This window comes from Marinobacter sp. EN3, assembly GCF_000475315.1.
GTDB lineage: Bacteria > Pseudomonadota > Gammaproteobacteria > Pseudomonadales > Oleiphilaceae > Marinobacter > Marinobacter nauticus.
Genome location: NZ_AXCC01000059.1, coordinates 1 through 2,427 on the forward strand (window position 1 = coordinate 1; position 2,427 = coordinate 2,427).

At 60.4% G+C, this 2,427-nt stretch carries 3 protein-coding genes; all 3 read left to right on the plus strand.

Annotation, left to right across the window (positions count from 1 at the left end; translation table 11 throughout):
• Nucleotides 1-82 precede the first annotated feature (82 nt).
• The 3 genes from tnpA (at nucleotide 83) to tnpC (ending at nucleotide 2,412) form a co-directional block, all read left to right on the plus strand.
• The gene (gene tnpA, locus Q675_RS33855) at nucleotides 83-460 is read left to right on the plus strand and encodes an IS66-like element accessory protein TnpA (protein WP_023011855.1); all 378 of its coding nucleotides are present in this window, start codon (nucleotides 83-85) and stop codon (nucleotides 458-460) included.
• The gene (gene tnpB / locus Q675_RS33860) at nucleotides 457-792 is read left to right on the plus strand and encodes an IS66 family insertion sequence element accessory protein TnpB (protein ID WP_023011856.1); all 336 of its coding nucleotides are present in this window, start codon (nucleotides 457-459) and stop codon (nucleotides 790-792) included. Before tnpA ends, tnpB begins: the two co-directional genes overlap by 4 nt.
• 75 nt (nucleotides 793-867) lie before the next feature.
• Nucleotides 868-2,412 carry an IS66 family transposase gene (gene tnpC / locus Q675_RS33865; protein ID WP_023011857.1) on the plus strand — a complete coding sequence of 515 codons (1,545 nt, stop codon included), beginning with the start codon at nucleotides 868-870 and terminating at the stop codon, nucleotides 2,410-2,412.
• Nucleotides 2,413-2,427: the final 15 nt, after the last annotated feature.

Consider the following 2,427-nt stretch of genomic DNA (forward strand, 5'->3'; position numbering starts at 1 on the left):
GTAAGCGTCTGGTGATCCCGTCTTGAGCCAGGCGCTGCCGCCGTCAGGATAGTGTCCACTTATTTTCTAGTGGACACTTAACATGAACGAATTAAGCGTAACCAAACCCTACCAACGCCGCCGCCGGTTTTCCCGCGAATTCAAGGCCGAGATTGTCGACCAATGCCTGGAACCCGGAGCCTCCGTTTCCCGAATTTCCCTGGATAACGGTCTCAACGCCAACATGGTCCGGCGCTGGATCAGCGAGGCACGTCGGGCGGATAAAGCGCCCACGACAACGCCGGGATTTGTACCAGTTAATCTGCCTGCGGCAACCTCAGCACCGGGCAACCCGTCGGTCTCGGACAAGCGTAGCAGCATCCGCATCGAGATTTCCCGCGCCGGTGGCTCGGTCGTGGTGGAGTGGCCTGCGGAGCAGGCCCATCAATGTGCCGCTTTTCTCCGGGACCTGCTGGGATGATCCGCATCGACGAGATCTGGCTGGCCACCGAACCGCTGGATATGCGGGCGGGGCCGGACAAGGCCCTGGCCCGAGTTATTCAGGTCTTCGGTTCTGCCAGGCCTCATTGCGCCTACCTGTTCGCCAACAAACGGGGCAACCGGATGAAGGTGTTGATCCACGATGGCCTTGGCATCTGGTTGTGTGCCCGCCGACTGAACCGGGGCAAGTTCCATTGGGGCGAAGCCTGGCGAGGTGACCAACTTCACCTGACCGAAGAACAGTTATCCGCCCTGGTTCAGGGCCTGCCATGGCAACGCCTTGGGGCGGAAGGCGTGATCTCCATCCTGTAACCACAAGGCCGGCAGTATCGCTATAGCCAGAACCGCGAATCGTATACGACTCAAGGGCTTGGCATACTACCGACCATGACTGAACGCCCCGATCTCGACCAGCTCTCCGCCGACCAGCTCCGTGCTCTTGCCACGGAACTGTTCGATCGTGTCGAGAACAAGGAACGCGCCTTGGTGCACCGTGATGCGGTCATTGAGAAGCTGACCCACGAAGTCGCCACCCTCAAGCGTCACAAGTACGCCCGGCGCAGTGAGCAGCTCGATGCGGTTCAGGGGAAACTGCTGGACGAGCTGATCGACTGTGACCTGGCCGCCATCGAAGCCGAGCTGGACCGGGCGATGACCGAGGAACAGAAGGCGGCTCGGCCCAAGCAAAAGCCCAAGCGCGCCCCGCTGCCACCAGAACTGCCCCGCACCCTGATCCACCACGAACCGGAAAATACTCAGTGCCAGTGTGGCTGCCAGCTCAAGCGTATTGGTGAAGACGTCAGCGAGAAGCTGGATTACGTCCCAGGCGAGTTCACGGTGGAGCGCCACATCCGGGGCAAGTGGGCCTGCGACAAATGCGAGACCTTGGTCCAGGCACCGGTGCCACCACAGGTGATCGACAAAGGCATCCCGACGGCGGGTCTGCTGGCTCAAGTGCTGGTGGCCAAATACGCGGACCATCTGCCCCTGTACCGTCAGGAACGTATCTTCGGCCGTGCTGGCCTGGAAATCCCGCGCTCCACTCTGGCCGAGTGGGTGGGGGCCTGTGGTGTGCAGTTGCAGCCCCTGGTGGACGCACTGAGAAACACCTTGCTGGAACACAACGTTCTGCACGCCGACGAAACCCCGGTGAGCATGCTGGCCCCGGGCAAGAAAAAGACTCACAAGGCCTACGTCTGGGCGTACTGCACCACACCGTTCTCGGACCTCAAAGCCACCGTTTACGACTTCGCACCCAGCCGGGCGGGTGAACACGCTCGCACCTTCCTGGGTGACTGGCAGGGCAAACTGGTCTGTGACGACTATGCCGGCTACAAGGCCGGGTTCGGTAACGGCATCACCGAGATCGGTTGTATGGCCCACGCCCGGCGCAAGTTCTATGACCTTCACGAAGCCAACAAGAGCGAACTGGCGGCCAAAGCCCTGGAATACATCGGCGGACTGTACGAGATCGAACGGGAAACCAAAGACCTGCCGCCGGATAAGCGCCGGGAAATCCGACAAACCAGAGCTAAACCACTGGCTGACGCTCTGCATCAGTGGATGCTGTCGCATCGACAGAAGGTGCCGGATGGTTCCGGCACGGCCAAAGCATTGGATTACAGCCTCAAACGATGGGAAGCGCTGACGCGCTACCTGAACGATGGTGCTGTGCCCATCGACAACAACTGGGTGGAAAACCAGATCCGGCCGTGGGCACTGGGCCGTTCCAACTGGCTGTTCGCCGGATCACTGCGCAGTGGTCAACGTGCAGCTGCGGTGATGACTCTGATCCAGTCAGCCAAGCTGAACGGGCATGATCCTTATGCCTACCTGAAGGATGTTCTGACCCGCCTGCCGACACAGAAAAACAACGCCATCGACGAGCTATTGCCCCACAACTGGAGGCCGGCTATACCTGACAAGGTGTGATGGCCGGACGCTTAC

Coding starts and splice junctions, on each gene's coding strand:
- tnpC (WP_023011857.1), top strand. CDS start 868: ATGACTGAACGCCCCGATCTCGACCAGCTCTCCGCCGACCAGCTCCGT.
- tnpB (WP_023011856.1), top strand. CDS start 457: ATGATCCGCATCGACGAGATCTGGCTGGCCACCGAACCGCTGGATATG.
- tnpA (WP_023011855.1), top strand. CDS start 83: ATGAACGAATTAAGCGTAACCAAACCCTACCAACGCCGCCGCCGGTTT.